Origin of the sequence: Cupriavidus pinatubonensis, from assembly GCF_019602855.1 — a bacterium.
Classification (GTDB): Bacteria; Pseudomonadota; Gammaproteobacteria; order Burkholderiales; family Burkholderiaceae; genus Cupriavidus; species Cupriavidus pinatubonensis.
This window is the reverse complement of sequence record NZ_CP080766.1, coordinates 775786-790404: the sequence shown is the minus strand read 5'-3', so window position 1 is coordinate 790404 and position 14619 is coordinate 775786. Positions and strand designations below refer to the sequence as shown.

14 protein-coding genes are annotated in these 14619 nt (G+C 66.8%); 12 read left to right on the top strand and 2 right to left on the bottom strand.

Annotated features, from left to right (window positions below):
- Positions 1–25: 25 nt before the first annotated feature.
- A complete protein-coding gene (locus tag K2O51_RS03575) occupies positions 26–1018 on the bottom strand; it encodes a Bug family tripartite tricarboxylate transporter substrate binding protein (RefSeq protein WP_011299691.1) in 993 nt (330 codons plus the stop codon).
- A 178-nt stretch (positions 1019–1196) separates the two neighbouring features.
- Positions 1197–2288 carry a porin gene (locus tag K2O51_RS03570; protein ID WP_140950992.1) on the bottom strand — a complete coding sequence of 364 codons (1092 nt, stop codon included), beginning with the start codon at positions 2286–2288 and terminating at the stop codon, positions 1197–1199.
- Between the two features lie 504 nt (positions 2289–2792).
- On the opposite strand from K2O51_RS03570, the gene K2O51_RS03565 reads away from it, so the two are divergent.
- From K2O51_RS03565 to K2O51_RS03510, 12 genes are all read left to right on the top strand, one after another.
- Positions 2793–3683 carry an alpha/beta fold hydrolase gene (locus tag K2O51_RS03565; RefSeq protein ID WP_220630486.1) on the top strand — a complete coding sequence of 297 codons (891 nt, stop codon included), beginning with the start codon at positions 2793–2795 and terminating at the stop codon, positions 3681–3683.
- A gap of 212 nt (positions 3684–3895) precedes the next feature.
- Positions 3896–4201, top strand: a complete 306-nt coding sequence (locus K2O51_RS03560; protein ID WP_373460957.1) for a recombinase-like helix-turn-helix domain-containing protein — start codon at positions 3896–3898, stop codon at positions 4199–4201.
- 48 nt (positions 4202–4249) lie between these two features.
- Positions 4250–5317 carry an aromatic ring-hydroxylating dioxygenase subunit alpha gene (locus K2O51_RS03555; RefSeq protein ID WP_220630485.1) on the top strand — a complete coding sequence of 356 codons (1068 nt, stop codon included), beginning with the start codon at positions 4250–4252 and terminating at the stop codon, positions 5315–5317.
- On the top strand, positions 5310–6080 hold the full coding sequence (locus K2O51_RS03550; protein ID WP_011299696.1) for an SDR family oxidoreductase: 771 nt from the start codon (positions 5310–5312) through the stop codon (positions 6078–6080). The genes K2O51_RS03555 and K2O51_RS03550 overlap by 8 nt, the downstream gene beginning before the upstream one ends.
- Before the next feature lie 40 nt (positions 6081–6120).
- The gene (locus tag K2O51_RS03545; protein ID WP_011299697.1) at positions 6121–6657 is read left to right on the top strand and encodes a cupin domain-containing protein; all 537 of its coding nucleotides are present in this window, start codon (positions 6121–6123) and stop codon (positions 6655–6657) included.
- 46 nt (positions 6658–6703) lie between these two features.
- Positions 6704–7561: an IclR family transcriptional regulator gene (locus tag K2O51_RS03540; protein WP_011299698.1), complete on the top strand. Its 858-nt coding sequence runs from the start codon at positions 6704–6706 to the stop codon at positions 7559–7561.
- Between the two features lie 5 nt (positions 7562–7566).
- Positions 7567–8370, top strand: coding sequence for an SDR family oxidoreductase (locus K2O51_RS03535; protein ID WP_140950995.1), 804 nt, complete (start codon positions 7567–7569; stop codon positions 8368–8370).
- Positions 8363–10069 carry a thiamine pyrophosphate-binding protein gene (locus tag K2O51_RS03530; RefSeq protein WP_011299700.1) on the top strand — a complete coding sequence of 569 codons (1707 nt, stop codon included), beginning with the start codon at positions 8363–8365 and terminating at the stop codon, positions 10067–10069. The genes K2O51_RS03535 and K2O51_RS03530 overlap by 8 nt, the downstream gene beginning before the upstream one ends.
- Before the next feature lie 18 nt (positions 10070–10087).
- Positions 10088–10888, top strand: a complete 801-nt coding sequence (locus tag K2O51_RS03525) for an aspartate dehydrogenase (RefSeq protein ID WP_041680386.1) — start codon at positions 10088–10090, stop codon at positions 10886–10888.
- A 63-nt stretch (positions 10889–10951) separates the two neighbouring features.
- Positions 10952–12427, top strand: a complete 1476-nt coding sequence (locus K2O51_RS03520) for an aldehyde dehydrogenase (RefSeq protein ID WP_011299702.1) — start codon at positions 10952–10954, stop codon at positions 12425–12427.
- 22 nt (positions 12428–12449) lie between these two features.
- A complete protein-coding gene (locus K2O51_RS03515) occupies positions 12450–13424 on the top strand; it encodes a VOC family protein (protein WP_011299703.1) in 975 nt (324 codons plus the stop codon).
- A gap of 84 nt (positions 13425–13508) precedes the next feature.
- Positions 13509–14465: a PDR/VanB family oxidoreductase gene (locus K2O51_RS03510; protein ID WP_011299704.1), complete on the top strand. Its 957-nt coding sequence runs from the start codon at positions 13509–13511 to the stop codon at positions 14463–14465.
- Positions 14466–14619: the final 154 nt, after the last annotated feature.

Genomic DNA, 14619 nt, shown 5'->3' with positions numbered 1-14619 from the left:
TTTCCATCTGCGGCTGCGGTATCGCTCAGTCGGCCTGGATGCCGAATTCCTTGACGATCTTCGTGTAGCGCGCCGTATCGGCTGCCAGCAGCTTCTGCAGCACGGCCGGCTCGCCGCCGGACGGCGTGACAGCAATGGTGGCCATGCGCGACACCACGTCAGGCATCTTCAGGATCTCGTTGACGTGGCCGTTGAGCGTGCGCACCAGTTCAGGCGGCATGCCCTTGGGGCCGAGCAGCGCCTGCCAGGCGCCGATCTCCACGTCTTTGTAGCCCTGCTCGGCCAGCGTCGGGACATTCGGCGCGAACGGCGAACGCTTCGAGTCGGCCACGCCGATCGGCACCAGGGTGCCATTGCCGACATACTGGGACACGGCGCCATACGTGACGAAAGTCACCGGCACCTGTCCGCCAAGTACGTCGACGATCGCCGGTGCCAGACCGCGGTAGGGCACCTGGTTGATCTTGACGCCGGCCGACTTGTTGAACAGCTCGCCCATGATGTGCATCGGCGAACCATTGCCCGGCGTGGCATAGGTTTCCACCTTGCCCGCCTTGACGCGGGCCACCAGGTCGCTGACCTTGGTGATGCCCGTGCCCTTGTTCACCACGACGAACAGCGATTGCGTGCCGATCTGCGAGATCGGCGTGAAATCGCGCTGCACGTCGTAGCTGGCGCCGGTACCGGGCTTCAGCACGAGCGGGGCGATGGCCACGGTGTTGGGCGCAAGCAGCAGTGTGTAGCCGTCCGGGTTGGCGCGCGACACGTACGCGCTGCCGATGGTGCCGGCCGCGCCGGTGCGGTTTTCGACCACGACCGATTGCTTCAGGCGCGGCGCCAGCTTCTCGGCGAACATGCGCGCCAGCACGTCGACATCGCCGCCGGCGGGGTAGGCGACCACGATGGTGATCGGCTTGTTCGGATATTCGCCCTGGGCCAGCGCGGGGACGCCGGCAAACATGGCGGCAGCGCCTGCCGCGATGACGGTGGCAAGGACTTTGCGACGTGCAGACTTCATGGTGGACCTCTGAAAACTGGTGTCCCGCGCATCGGAACATGCGCGCGGACGATGGCAATTGAGTGCTTCAGGGCAGCCGCGGGCCGGAGTGCCGCGGGACTGTGTCGTGCCAGGGGATGTATCGCCATGGAGCGCGGCGGCCGGGGATCGCGCCAGCCAGCCGCGTTGCGTACGTCTCTTAGAAGATGTGCTTGATGCCCAGCATGGTGCCGAACTGGTTCGCACCGGGCTTCGGGTTCGACCCCGGCGAGCCGCCGCTGACCGACGCGGCGAGCTGGCCGCCGTTGTCGATGAAGCCGGCGGTCGCGTACACCGACGTGCGCTTGCTGAACGCGTACGTGCCGCGCAGGGCGTACAGCCACGCCTTGTTGTCGCTGCCGTGGTAGTTCAGGTAGTACACCTGGCCAGCCAGGTTGATCGCCGGCGTGATGTCGTAGGACGCGCCGGCGTAGTACAGATCGCTGATGCGGGTCGCGCTGCCTTCGTTGTCGCGGCGCAGCCAGCCGGCACCAAGCTTGGTGCGCGACAGGATCATGTAGCCGCCCACCGACAGACGGTCGTCGGTCAGGTTGCTGTTGGTCAAGCCGGCGAACGCGCCGGGGCCGCCGCGCTGCGAGTCATAGGCGGTGTGCACGCCCCACCAGTTGGTCGCGTACTGGACCATGGCCGACCATTCGCGGCAGGCCTTCTTGTCGGCCGGGTTTTCGCCGGCGCAGTTGGTCCCGGCCGGGCTCGGGCCGGCGTTGACCGCGTCGCGGCCGAAGCTGTACGTGGCGCCGACCGTGAAGCCGCCGAAGGTGCCCTTGTACGAGACCGCATTATCGGCACGCGTGTTAGGCAGGTAACTGTCCAGCGAGCCCGAGCCGTAGACGTTGGGGCCAAGGATGTCGCTGTCCAGCGTGGCCCAGAACAGCATCGTGTACTGGCGGCCGAACGAAAGCTGGCCGTACTGGTTCGACAGGCCGACCAACGCCTGGCGGCCGAACAGGCGGCCGCCCTGGTTGGCGCTGCCCGTATCGGGCGCAAAGCCCGATTCCAGCACGAAGATGCTCTTCAGCCCGCCACCGAGGTCCTCGGTCCCGCGCAGGCCCCAGCGCGAAGGGACGGTCGCGGTGTTGTTGGGCACGCGGGTCAGGCCGTAGCCGTTGGCGCCAACGTTGCTCACATACTCGACACCCGTATCGACCACGCCATAAAGCGTCACCGATTGGGCCGAGGCCAGCAGGGGGGAGGCTGCGAGCAGGCCCGCAGCGATTCGTGCAAGTTTCATCTACCGTTTCCTTCTTTGTTCCGTCTTCTAATCGTTCTGGCTCGTCTGTCCTGGGACCGGCTGCTGCAAGCCTCCGTAAATGCATTTACAGCCTCTTTAACGTTTTATAGGTGAAACATCAAACAACCTAAGAAACGTTGAGCGAAATATAGCCGGGCTTTTCGAGAGGAGTGAGGAGGGTTATCCCTAGTGAGGCCGCGGTACGACGCGCCGCGGACGCCGGAGGCTGCACGCGGCCGGTGCATGGCCTGAATCGGGATGCGACTGCAATGCCGCGCTTGCGGCGGACCCCCGTACAAGGTTCCGAATGCGCAAGTCGCGCCAGCAAAGACTTTGCAGACAATTGAAGGTACTGGCCGACGCTCCGTCGCCTGGTGTCGGTGCATGCACCGCGCCGGCGCGTCCCGACGGCAAGCATCGGCGACCTATCGTTAACCCTGATCCTCTTGCCGCAAGCGAGCTTCTATAGTCAAAAGGTTTCATTCGCAAACCTGAGTTTTATATATGGAACAAAATGACTATCAAGAAGGGTGTCCACCGTCACAAGCCATGCTTGCGGCGTTGGACAGCGGGTTTGCGCAACGTGTAGCGCAGATCGGCGGCGGTGCCCAGGTGTCCTACCGCAGCGGCGGCAACGTCGGTCCGGTGATTGTGCTGCTACACGGCATCAGTTCCGGCGCGCCGTCCTGGTTGCCATGCGCAAGCCTGCTGGCCGCGCATGCGCGCGTGCTTGCGTGGGATGCGCCCGGCTACGGTGACTCCACGCCTCTGGCACAGGCGGAGCCCAAGGCGGCGGACTATGCGCAGCGCCTGCGTGAATGGCTGCGTACCCTGGGTGTGCGGCCCGACCTGATCGTCGGCCACTCGCTCGGCGCGCTGATGGCGGCGGCCTATGTGGCCGAGGCCGATGAGGCAGGACTGCCCGCGCAGTTGCTGCTGCTGAGCGTGGCTCAGGGATACGGCGCTCCGGGCAAGGAGGACAAGTCACGCGAAGTCGCGCGCCAGCGACTGGATGCGCTGGCATCGCTCGGCGTCGAAGGGCTGGCCGAACGCGGCCCCGGACGATTGCTGAGCGGCGGTGCCGACGCCGGAGCCCAGGCGTGGGTGCGCTGGAATATGCGCCGCCTGCGTGCGGACGGCTACCGGCAGGCGGTGGCCATGCTGTGTGGCGACGATATCGATGCCTATCTGGCAAGGCGTCCGGCGTCAGTGCCGGCACGCATTGGCTGCGGGAGCCAGGACATCGTCACCACGCCGGTCGCGTGCGGCATGCTGGCCGAGCGCTTCAACCTGCCGTTCGATCCGGTGCCCGATGCCGGCCATGCCTGCTATATCGACCAGGCCGCCGCCACGGCACGCCTGATCCGCAGCGCCCTGCCTGCGGCCAATCGATAGCCTTTCTGTGCCGGGGCGCGCCGTCCCGGCAGCACATTCCGCATTTCGCGGGTTAACCCTAGTCAATTTTTAAACGATCGTTGTCTATAGTCGTACCTGTGTTCAATATCTAAACCAGCGTTTCATTAGTAAAACAAACGCAGCGTGACCCGAACCGGGATCACAGCGTGATGAAACCGGTCCCCACGCAGGCAGAAATGGAGCAAAGCGCAATGGATAGCCTCTCGTACAACCCCAACCTGGTCCCCTGGGAGCGTCCGGCCCCGAACAACGTCGCGGGCAAGGGCCACATCGAACAGCCGGGCAAGGTTGCCAACATCATCTGGCAGACCCGCGCTGATGCTCCCTCGGCCTACGAGAACAAGCTCGGCGACGCGCTCGAAGCCGCGTTCGAAGGCGGCGCGCAAACGCCGGCCGACATCGTTCGCGCCTTCAATGCCACGGACTTCCTGTGCCTCGACGGCCAGGTCTGGACCGAAGAGCGCTTCCTGGCCGAACTGCGCCGGCTGGGCGCCTGACCGCAGCCCGCCCCGACCGACAAGCACAGAGCCCCGAGCGAGAGAAACATGGAATCGAACAAGCAAGCCCGCGCCGAAGCCCGCCTGAACAGCGGCCTGCGCAACTACTGGTACCCGGTCGCTGCCTCGTGGGCGGTGACGCACGCCCCGATCGGCATTACCCGCCTGAGCCAGAACATCGTGCTGTGGCGCGACAACGCCGGCCAGGTCCACGCGCTGGAAGACCGCTGCCCGCACCGCGGCGCACGCCTGTCGATGGGCTGGAACCTCGGTGACCGCGTTGCCTGCTGGTACCACGGCGTGGAAGTCGGCGGTGACGGCCAGGTCAAGAGCGTGCCGGCCGTGGACAGCTGCCCGCTGGAAGGCCGCACCTGCGTGCGCAGCTACCCGGTGCAGGAACAGGCCGGCGCGATCTTCCTGTGGTTCGGCGACCAGGCCCCGCAAGAAGGCGAGGGCAGCCCTGACGTGCTGCGCCTGCCGGAAGAACTGGTCAGCGAAGAACACAGCCACTTCCTGTGCGTCGCGCACTGGGACTGCAACTACCGCTACGCGATCGACAACGTCATGGACCCGATGCACGGCGCCTACCTGCACGCCGTGTCGCACTCGATGGCCTGCGGCGAGAAGTCGGCCACGATGCAGATCCGCGAAACCGACCATGGCTTGATCTTCGAAAAGGTCGGCCAGCGCGGCGTGAATTTCGACTGGGTCGAATTCGGCGAGACCGGCACGCTGTGGCTGCGCCTGGCGATTCCGTACCGCGACAAGGTCGGCCCCGGCGGCCCGTTCGGCATCGTCGGCATGGCCACGCCGGTCGATGAAGACCACTGCATGGTGTTCTTCTGGCGTACCCGCCACGTGCAGGGCTGGCAGCGCGATGCGTGGCGCTTCCTGTACCGCAACCGCCTGGAGCAGTTGCACTGGGACGTGCTCGAGCAAGACCGCGTGGTGCTCGAATCGATGGCGCCGCAGGCGCGCGACCACGAAATGCTGTACCAGCACGACGCCGGCATCACGCGCGTGCGCCGTCTGCTGAAGCGCCGCGCCGAGCAGGAGATTGCCGATGAGCCGGTCGCCATGCTCAAGGCTGCCGGCGGGGTGGCGAACCATGCCTGAGGCCAACAACAACGGCCTGCTGGCCGGGCGCAAGGTGCTGGTCACCGGCGCCGCACGCGGACTGGGCCTGGCCTTCGTCAAGTCGCTCACTGAAGCCGGCGCCGCAGTGGCCATGGCCGACATCCTGGCCGATCGCCTGCAGCAGGAAGCCGACGCACTGCGCGCTCGCGGCTTCAAGGTGGTGGCCGTGCCGGTGGACCTGTCCGACCCGGCTTCCGTGCAGGCCTGTGCCGATGCCGCCATCAAGGGCCTCGGCGGTCTGGATGGCCTGGTCAACAACGCAGCCGTGACCGATTCCGGCGGCCGTGACGCCAGCGCCATCGACGTCGCCACCTGGGACCGCGTGATGAACGTCAACGTGCGCGGCACCTGGCTGATGACCACGGCCTGCCTGCCGGCCCTGAAGGCCAGCGGCCGCGGCGCCGTGATCAACCTGGCTTCCGACACGCCGCTGTGGGGCGCGCCGAACCTGCTGGCCTATGTGGCGAGCAAGAGCGCCATCATCGGCATGACGCGCTCGCTGGCGCGCGAACTGGGCCGCGACCAGATCACCGTCAACGCGGTGGCGCCGGGCCTGACGCTGGTGGAAGCCACCGAATACGTGCCGCAGCACCGGCACGACCTGTATCGCGAGCAGCGCGCCATCCAGCGCGAGCAACTGCCCGACGATGTCTGCGGCGCGGTGCTGTTCGCACTGTCCGACCTCGCCCGTTTCGTGACCGGCCAGACGCTGGCGGTCAACGGCGGCTTTGTCATGCACTGATCCACTGATCTAACGATCTACTGAAACAGAAGGAATCCAAATGAGCGATCTGTCTCAACCAGCCAATATCAAGCGTTCGTGGGAACAACCGGACGGCGCGTCGTTCGACCAGTGGATGGAAAGCCGCGTGGCGCGCTTCTCCACGCGCAAGTACGACTGGGACGCGCTGAAGTTCCAGGCCGACTACGACCCGAAGTACCGCCGTGCGCAGATGCGCTACCTCGGTACCGGCGGTACTGGCGTGGCTGCCGACACCAACACCGTGCCGTCGGAGAACTTCACGTTCTCGACCATGATCATCCCCGCCGGCCATGAAGGCCCGATGCACATCCACACCGACGTGGAAGAGGTGTTCTTTGTGATGCGCGGAAAGATCAAGCTGATCCTGGAAAAGGACGGGGAGCGCTTCGAGACCATCCTGACCGACCGCGACCTGGTGTCGGTGCCGCCGGGCGTGTACCGCGAGGAAATCAACATCGGCGACGAAGACGCGCTGATGTGCGTGATGCTGGGCGCCAAGAAGCCCATCACCCCGACGTACCCGCCCGAGCATCCGCTCTCGAAGATCAAGCGCTGATGCCTGCGCCCAACCGCACACTGCGCCATCACCAGGTACCCAGGCCATGACCGCCCTGCAACCCGCCACCGCCACGCAAAGCACCGCCGAGTTCCCGGACAAGTACATCGTCCCGGGCCTCGAGCGCGGCCTGCGCCTGCTCGGCGAGTTCAACAGCAAGGACCGCGCGATTTCCGCGGCCGAACTGGCGCGCCGCCTTCAGGTGCCGCGCTCGACGGTGTTCCGCCTGCTGACCACGCTCGAAATGCTCGGCTTCGTCGAGCGTGCCGAGGGTGGCCGGGACTTCCGCCTGGGCATGGCCGTGCTGCGGCTGGGCTTCGAATACCTGGCTTCGCTGGAGCTGACCGAACTGGGCCGCCCGCTGCTGGAGCGCCTGCGCGACGAGATCGGCTATCCGTGCAACCTCGTGGTGCGCGACGGCCGCTCGATCGTGTACGTGGCCAAGGCCGTGTCGCCGCGCCCGTTCGCGAGCACCGTGAACGTAGGCACCCGTCTGCCGGCGCACGCGACCGTACTTGGCCGCGTGCTGCTCGAAGACCTGTCGCTCGACGAACTGCGCGCGCTGTATCCGGAGCCGCGGCTCGAGGCTTTCTCCGAGCGCACGCCGGCCAGCGTGGACGCGCTGTACGAACTCGTGCAGCACGACCGCGAGCGCGGCTATGTGCTGCATGAAGGCTTCTTCGAGTCGAGCATCTCCACCATCGCCGCGCCGGTGCGTGACCGCACCCGCAAGGTGGTGGCGGCGCTGGGCGCGACCATTCCGGCCGCGCATATCGATCCCGCGCAGCTGGACTCGATGGTGGAAAAAGTCAGGGAAACCGCGGGCGAATTGTCGCGCCTGCTGGACTACCGGCCCGCGCTGAAAAGCAGCGGCGGCAAGGTAGTGAATCTGTATCGGGAGTGAGGACAATGTCCATGATTGAACTCGACGGCAAGGTTGCCGTCGTCACAGGCGGGTCCTCCGGCATCGGGCTGGCGACCGTCGAACTGCTGCTCGAAGCGGGCGCCGCCGTGGCCATGTGCGGCCGCGACGAAAGCCGCCTGCGCAGCGCCGAAGCGCAACTGCGCGAGAGGTTCCCCAACTGCCGGCTCTATGCCGCCACGTGCGACGTGCTCAAGCCCGAACAGGTCGCAGCGTTTGCCGCCAACGTGCAAAGCACGCTCGGCAACGTCGACATGCTGGTCAACAACGCCGGCCAGGGCCGCGTGTCGACCTTTGCGAACACGGAAGATGCTGCGTGGATGGAAGAACTGCAGCTCAAGTTCTTCTCGGTGATCCACCCGACGCGCGCATTCCTGCCGCAGCTCGAGCAATCGGGGCAGGGCGCCATCGTCTGCGTGAACTCGCTGCTCGCGCAGCAGCCTGAGCCGCACATGGTCGCCACCTCCGCCGCGCGTGCCGGCGTGCTGAACCTGGTGCGTTCGATGGCCACCGAGTTCGCCCCGAAGGGTGTCCGCGTCAACGGCATCCTGATCGGACTGGTCGAATCGGGTCAGTGGCGCCGCCGCTTCGATGCGCGCCCCGAAGAAGACCGCAACCTGGACTGGGCCGCATGGACCGCGCGCCTGGCCCAGCAGAAACATATTCCCCTTGGCCGCCTGGGCCTGCCCGTCGAGGCAGCCCGCGCCATCCTGTTCCTTGCCTCGCCGTTGTCTTCGTACACCACGGGCAGCCATATTGATATCTCCGGAGGACACTCCCGTCATGCCTAATCAACAACAGTACGAACAACAGCAAGTCACCGTGGGCTGTGCCATCACGGCGTTTCTCGAGCAGTGCGGCGTCAAGGCAGCCTTTGGCGTGATCTCGATCCACAACATGCCGATCCTCGACGCCATGGGCGAGCGCGGCCACATCCGCTTCGTGCCGGCACGCGGCGAAGCGGGCGGCACCAATATGGCTGACGCCTGCGCCCGTACCACGGGCGGCCTGGGCGTGTGCCTGACCAGCACCGGCACCGCCGCGGGCAATGCCGCCGGCGCCATGGTCGAAGCGCTGACCGCCGGCACACCGATGCTGCACATCACCGGCCAGATCGAAACGCCATACCTGGATCAGAGCCTGGCGTACATCCACGAAGCACCGGACCAGCTGACCATGCTGAAGGCCGTGTCGAAGGCCGCCTTCCGCGTGCGCAGCGCCGACACCGCGATCAGCACGATCAAGCTGGCCGTGCAGACCGCGCTGACGGCGCCGACCGGCCCGGTCAGCGTCGAGATCCCCATCGACATCCAGGCCGCGCTGATCGACATGCCCGTCGACCTCAAGCCGCTGCCGGTGCCGCAGCACCAGCCGTCGGCGCACGCCATCGACGCGCTGGCCGAGCGCCTCGCCAACGCTAAGCGCCCGATGCTGTGGCTGGGCGGTGGCGCTCGCCACGCCAGCAAGCAGGTCAAGCGCCTGCTGGACCTGGGCTTCGGCGTGGTCACCAGCACGCAAGGCCGCGGCATCGTCGCGGAAGACGATCCGCGCTCGCTGGGCGCCTACAACCTGCACAAGCCGGTCGAGCAGTTCTACCAAAGCTGCGACGCGATGCTCGTGGTCGGCTCGCGCCTGCGTGGCAATGAAACGCTGAAGTACGAACTGAAGCTGCCGCGCCCGCTGCTGCGCATCGATGCCGATCCCGCTTCGGAAGGCCGCTGCTACCAGAGCGATTACTTTGTCAGCGGCGACGCTGCCCTGGCGCTGGACGCCCTGGCTGACCGCCTCGAAGGCCGCATGCAGATCGACCCGACCTTCGCCGATGACCTGCGCCGCGCGCACGACACCGCGGTCAACGCGCTGATTGACGGCCTGGGCCCGTACTCGGCACTGGTGCAGGCACTGCAGCAGGCCGTGGGCCGCAACTTCAACTGGGTGCGCGACGTGACCGTGTCGAACAGCACCTGGGGCAACCGCCACCTGCAGATTTTTGATTCGCGTGCCGGCGTGCATGCGCTGGGCGGCGGCATCGGCCAGGGCTTGGCCATGGGTATCGGCGCTGCAGTCGGTGCGGCGGCCACGGCTTCGGGCAAGAAGACCTTCACGCTGGCTGGCGACGGCGGCTTCATCCTGAACCTCGGCGAGCTGGCCACGGCCGTGCAGGAACGCGCCGACATGGTCATCGTGCTGATGAACGACAAGGGCTATGGCGTGATCAAGAACATCCAGGACGCGCAGTACGGCGGCCGTCGGCACTATGTCGACCTGCACACGCCCGACTATGCGCAACTGTGCCAGTCGCTGTCGCTGCGCCACCGCCGCGTCAGCAGCCTGGACGACATCGGCGCCGCGCTGCAGGAAGCCACGGCCGAGACTGGTCCGTTCCTGCTGGAAATCGACATGCTGTCGATCGGCAGCTTCAAGACCGTGTTTGCCGGCCCGCCGGTGAACAAGCAGGCGCCGATTGCTGCGCCGGCTACGACCGCCTGAGGGATAAGGGAGATGTCCATGCTGCATGTGTCCATGGTGGGATGCGGCGCGATCGGCCGTGGCGTGCTGGAGCTGCTGAAGGCGGATCCCGATGTCGCGTTCGACGTGGTGATCGTGCCGGAAGGCCAGATGGATGAGGCACGCAGCGCGCTGTCCGCGCTCGCGCCCAACGTCCGTGTGGCCACGGGCCTCGACGGTCAGCGCCCCGACCTGCTGGTCGAGTGCGCGGGCCACCAGGCGCTCGAAGAGCACATCGTGCCGGCGCTCGAGCGCGGCATCCCGTGCATGGTGGTGTCGGTCGGCGCGCTGTCCGAGCCGGGCCTGGTCGAGCGGCTGGAAGCCGCCGCGCGCCGCGGCAACACGCAAGTGCAACTGCTGTCCGGCGCGATCGGTGCGATCGACGCGCTGGCCGCGGCACGTGTGGGCGGCCTCGACGAGGTCATCTACACCGGCCGCAAGCCGGCGCGCGCCTGGACCGGCACGCCGGCCGCCGAGCTGTTCGACCTGGAAGCCCTGACCGAGCCCACGGTGATCTTCGAAGGCACCGCGCGCGACGCGGCCCGCCTGTACCCGAAGAACGCCAACGTGGCGGCCACGGTATCGCTGGCCGGCCTCGGGCTGGATCGCACTTCGGTGCGGCTGCTGGCCGACCCGAATGCCGTGGAGAACGTCCACCACATCGAAGCACGTGGCGCGTTCGGCGGCTTCGAGCTGACCATGCGCGGCAAGCCGCTCGCGGCCAACCCCAAGACTTCGGCGCTGACGGTGTTCAGCGTGGTGCGCGCACTGGGCAACCGGGCGCACGCGGTATCGATCTGACCCGCAGCTGATCCGCATCTCACCCGAACCAGCCGGCCCCCACAGACCAAGCAGGCAACGACAATGAAGACGCAAGAAGTACTCCCCATCTGTATCGCAGGCGAATGGCGCCTGGGGACCGGCGACCGCTACGCGACGCGCTACCCGGCCACCGGTGAAGTGGTGGCCGAACTCAACGCCGCGAGCCTCGCGGACGTCGAAGAAGCGGTGCAGGGCGCGCAGCGCGCGTTCGAGACCAGCGGCTGGGCCCGGCGCAAGCCGCACGAGCGCGCCGCCGTGCTGTACCGCGTGGCCGAGCTGATCCGCGCGCAGGCCGAGCCGCTCGCGCAGCGCCAGCGCCTGGACAACGGCAAGCCGATCAGCGAAACGCGCGCGCTCGTCGCCAGCGCCGCCAGCACGTTCCAGTTCTTCGCCGCTGCCTGCGAAACGCTGGAAGAGCAGATCACGCCGCAACGCGGCGAGTGCCTGACCATGAGCGTGTACGAGCCGATGGGCGTGGTGGCCGCCATCACGCCGTGGAACTCGCCGATCGCCAGCGAAGCGCAGAAGATGGCGCCCGCGCTGGCTGCCGGCAACGCCGTGGTGGTCAAGCCCGCCGAAGTCACGCCGCTGATGGCGCTGGAACTCGCACGCATCTGCGACGAGGCCGGCGTGCCGAAGGGCCTGATCAGCGTGCTGCCCGGCAAGGGCTCGGTGATCGGGGACGCCATCACCAAGCATCCGCTGGTGCGCCGCGTGTCGTTCACGGGCGGCACCACCACTGGCAAGCACATCGCGCACATCGCCGCCGACAAGATGATGCCGGTGTCGCTGGAACTGGGTGGCAAGTCGCCGACCATGGTGTTCGACGACGCCGACCTGGATCACGCGGTGAACGGCGTGCTGTACGGCATCTTCAGTTCGTCGGGCGAATCGTGCATCGCCGGTTCGCGCCTGTTCGTGGCGCGCTCGCAGTACGAGCCGTTCATCGAGCGCCTGGCCGCCGGTGCCGCGCATTTGCGCGTGGGCGATCCGGCCGATGAGCGCACCCAGATGGGCCCGCTGATCACCGACCGCCACCGTGACTCGATCGAATCCTACGTCGCCATGGGCGTGCAGGACGGCGGCCAGTTGCGGACCGGTGGCCTGCGTCCGGACGTGGCGGGCCTGCCCAACGGCTACTTCTATACACCTACCATCATCGAAGGCCTGGACAACCACGCCCGCATCGCCCAGGAAGAAATCTTCGGGCCGGTGCTGGTGGCCATCCCGTTCGATGACGAGGACGACCTGATCGAGCAGGCCAACGACAGCGTCTACGCGCTGGCGGCCGGCATCTGGACGCGTGACTACAAGCGCGCCTGGCGCGTGGCACGGGCCGTGCAAGCCGGCAATGTGTGGATCAACACCTACAAGCAGTTTTCCATTTCCGCGCCGTTCGGCGGCTGGCGCGACAGCGGTCTCGGCCGCGAGAAGGGAAGGCTGGGCATCCTGCAGTACATGGAGCAGAAAAGCGTGTACTGGGGCCTGAACGAACAACCGCTGCCGTGGGCCAACTGAGCCCCGCAAGCTGGAGCACAACATGATCAAGGTATTGGGAATCGACGAAATCGTCTACGGCGCGGATGACTTTGACGCCTGCCGCGGCTTTTTCAGCGACTGGGGCCTGACCATCAAGCGCGACGACGCGCAAGGCCTGGACTTCGAAACGCTCAACGGCTGCCGCGTGCTGGTGCGCCGCATCGACGACGCCACGCTGCCGCCCGCGATCGAGGCCGGCCCGACGCTGCGCGAAGTGGTATGGGGCGTGGAGACGCAGGCATCGCTGGACCACATCGCGGACGCCATCGCGGACGCGCCCGGCTTCGTGAAGCTGGGCGAGGGCGACACGCTGCGCATCGGCTGCACCGATCCGAACGGCCTGGCCGTGCGTTTCCAGGTCACGCGCAAGCATGAGGTGCAGGTCGAATGCGCGCTGATGAACACGTGGAACGACAAGCCGCGCCTGAACCAGCGCAGCCCGATCTACGAACGCGCCGTGCCGATCGAAGTCGGCCACGTGGTGTTCTTCGTCAAGGACGTGAAGGCTACCGAGCGCTTCTACGTCGAGAAGTTCGGCTTCGTGCCGTCCGACCGCTACCCGGACCGCGGCGCTTTCCTGCGTTGCGCAGCCGAAGGCGGTCACCACGACCTGTTCCTGCTGCAGTTGCCGGAACCGAAGGCCGGCATCAACCACGTGGCGTTCACCGTGCGCGATCTGCACGAAGTCTTCGGCGGCGGCATGCACATGTCGCGCAAGGGCTGGGACACGCAACTCGGCCCCGGCCGTCACCCGATCTCGTCGGCTTACTTTTGGTACTTCAAGAATCCGGCCGGCGGCTTGATCGAGTACTACGCCGACGAAGACCAGCTCGACGAGCACTGGGAACCGCGCGCGTTCGAGCCGGGCCCGACCATGTTCGCCGAATGGGCGATCGAGGGCGGCATCGACGGCAACACGCGCCGCCAGAAGAACGCTGGCGGCCCGGCAGGCAAGTTCCTGACCGAGAAGCGCTGAACTCGCTGAACGCGAGCGCAAGACCAGGCTAGTAGCGCCGCGCTGTATTGTGCGCGGCGCGCCAAGGAAACAGAAGGAAGACACATGAGTGCCCACAAGACCCTGACGATGCGAGTCCAGGCCATGCGCTACGAAGCGCGCGGCATTGTCAGCCTCGAGCTGCAAGATCCCGACGGGGCCACGCTGCCCGAATACGGTCCGGGCGCCCATATCGACCTGCACCTCGGCAATGGCCTGGTCCGCAGCTACTCGCTGTGCGGCGCGCCGGAAGTCCGCGACCGCTACACCGTGGGTGTCCTGCAGGACCGCAACAGCCGCGGCGGCTCGCGCTACGTGCATGAGCAACTGCGCGTCGGCGCCACGCTGAACGTCAGCGCGCCGCGCAACAACTTCGAACTCGATGAAAGCGCCGCGCACACCGTGCTCGTCGCCGGCGGCATCGGCGTCACGCCGATCGTCTGCATGGCACGCCGCCTGGCCGAGCTGGGCCGTTCGTTCACGCTGCTGTACTGCGCCCGCACGCGCGCCGAAGCGGCGTTCGTCGATTCGCTGTCGGCGTATGGCGACGCGGTGCGTTTCCACTTCGACGACGAAGCCGGTGCTCCGCCCGACATGAAGGCCATGCTGGCCGGCCAGGACGCGCAGACGCACCTGTACTGCTGCGGCCCCGGCCCGATGCTCAATGCGTTCGAAGCCGCGTGCGAGGCGCACGGCTATCCGAACGTCCACATCGAACGCTTTGCCGCCGATCCGTCGACCGAGTCGGTGCAGGAAGGCGAATACGTCGTGCAGCTGTCGCGCACGGGCTCCCTCGTCAAGGTGCCGTCGGGCAAGTCGCTGCTCGACGCACTGCTCGAAGCCGGCCTGGACGTCGAGCACAGCTGCCGCGAAGGCGTGTGCGGTTCGTGCGAGACCGCTGTGCTGGAAGGCTGCCCCGACCACCGCGACAGCGTGCTCAGCAACAGCGAGCGCGCCTCCAACAAGACCATGATGGTCTGCGTGTCCGGCTGCAAGGGCAGCCGGCTGGTGCTGGACCTGTAAGTCCACGCCCGACGGCGAGGCCTGCCAGCCTCGCCGGCGCTTCACCGTGCGCCCGAGCGCGCAACCGAAGCCCTCCGTGCCGCGGCGCGATGGCTGACTGCCCCCCAAAGTATTAGAAGAGAAGCACCGTGCTGACACAGAGACAAGACACCGC